Source organism: Streptomyces sp. B1866 (assembly GCF_031932565.1).
Lineage (GTDB): Bacteria > Actinomycetota > Actinomycetes > Streptomycetales > Streptomycetaceae > Streptomyces.
The window spans coordinates 1-1,332 of the sequence record NZ_JAVSCF010000516.1 but is presented as its reverse complement, the minus strand read 5'-3'; the positions used below and the strand labels follow the sequence as shown (position 1 = coordinate 1,332).

General features: G+C 80.9%; 1 protein-coding gene. It reads left to right on the top strand.

Annotated elements, in window-relative coordinates:
- Positions 1 to 1,220 (top strand): asparagine synthase-related protein (locus RKE29_RS29885; protein WP_312008843.1); only part of this gene is annotated, 1,220 nt, incomplete at its 5' end.
- Positions 1,221 to 1,332: the final 112 nt, after the last annotated feature.

Below are 1,332 nucleotides of genomic sequence, written 5' to 3'. Positions count from 1 at the left end.
GCACGCGGGCCGGCCAGCGGCTGCTCGTCGTCACCTTCAACGACCTGGCCGCGCGCGGCGGCGAGCGGGCGCGCGCGGCGCGCGAGGCCGAGCTGGCGCGCGCCCGCGCGTTCGCCGACGACCCGCGCCTGCACCACGTCGTCGTCGCCGCGGGCGAGGAGGCCCTGCCGTACGCCGCCCTCGACGCCGGCCCGCTGACCGACGAGCCCGGCCCCTCCCTCGTGCTCGCCGAACGCCACCGCCGCCGGCTGCTGGCCGGCAGCGCCGACCACCTCGTCGGCCACGGCGCCCGCCAGGTGCTCGACGCGCACCCGGCCCGCCTGGCCGACCTGCTCCTGGACCGCCGCCGACGGCACCTGCTGCGCCCCGCCACCGCGCTGGCCAGGGCCGACGGGTCCGCCGCGCAGGCCCTCCTGGTGCCCTTCACCGTCTACCGCGCGGCGCGGCGCCTGGCCCGTACGTCCTACCGGGCCGGTGTCGAGGACGCCGCCCACCGCCTTATGGAGCGCCGCTTCGCCGACGACGCCGGCGCGCTCGGCGCCGTCTCCGCGTCCCTGGCCGCCCTGGCCTGGTGCCGCCCCGGGCCGGCCGCGCGCTGGCTGACCGGCGAGGCGCTGGCCGACGTATCGGTTCGCCTGGAGGCCGCGGCGGCCCGGCCCGGCACCCTCCGCCGCCCCGGCGAGCGCCGCGCCGGAGCCGCCCTGGCCCGGTACGCCGCCGACCACCGCGTCTTCGAGCAGGCCGCCGAGGTCCGCGGCCAGCGGCTGCACGCGCCGTTCCTCGACAACCAGGTCGTACGGGCCTGCCGCGCGCTCCCCGAGTCGCTGCGCGTCCAGCCGGGGGCGCGCGCGTCGGTGCTGCGCGCCGTCCTGGCCGGGGCGGGCATCCGGGACCTGCCGCCCGGCTGGGGCGCCCCCTCCCACCCCGTCCACTCCGCCGCCGTACGGGCCGGACTGCGCGCGTACGTCGGCGAGCTGGTCGACCTCTTCGACGCGCCGCTGCTCGCCGACGCCGGCCTTGTCGAGGCCCGCGTCGTACGGAAGGCGCTGCGCGCGGCGTCCCAGGGCGAGCGGCTGCCGCTGGACGGCCTGGCCGAACTGGTCTCCACGGAGCTGTGGCTGCGCCGGCTGCTGGCGCGGCGCGGCACGTGCTGGACGGGGACGCACGCGCCGCGGCAGCGGGCGGTGGCGGGCGGCGTGGCGCCGCGGCAGGCGCTGTGAACAGCACGCGCGAAGCTGACGCGCGCGCGTGGAGGCGAGCCGAGCGCGGGCGAGCCCGAGGCGAGGTGGGCGCGAGGGCGGCGCGTGGCGGGCCGAGCGCGGGCGCGCACTC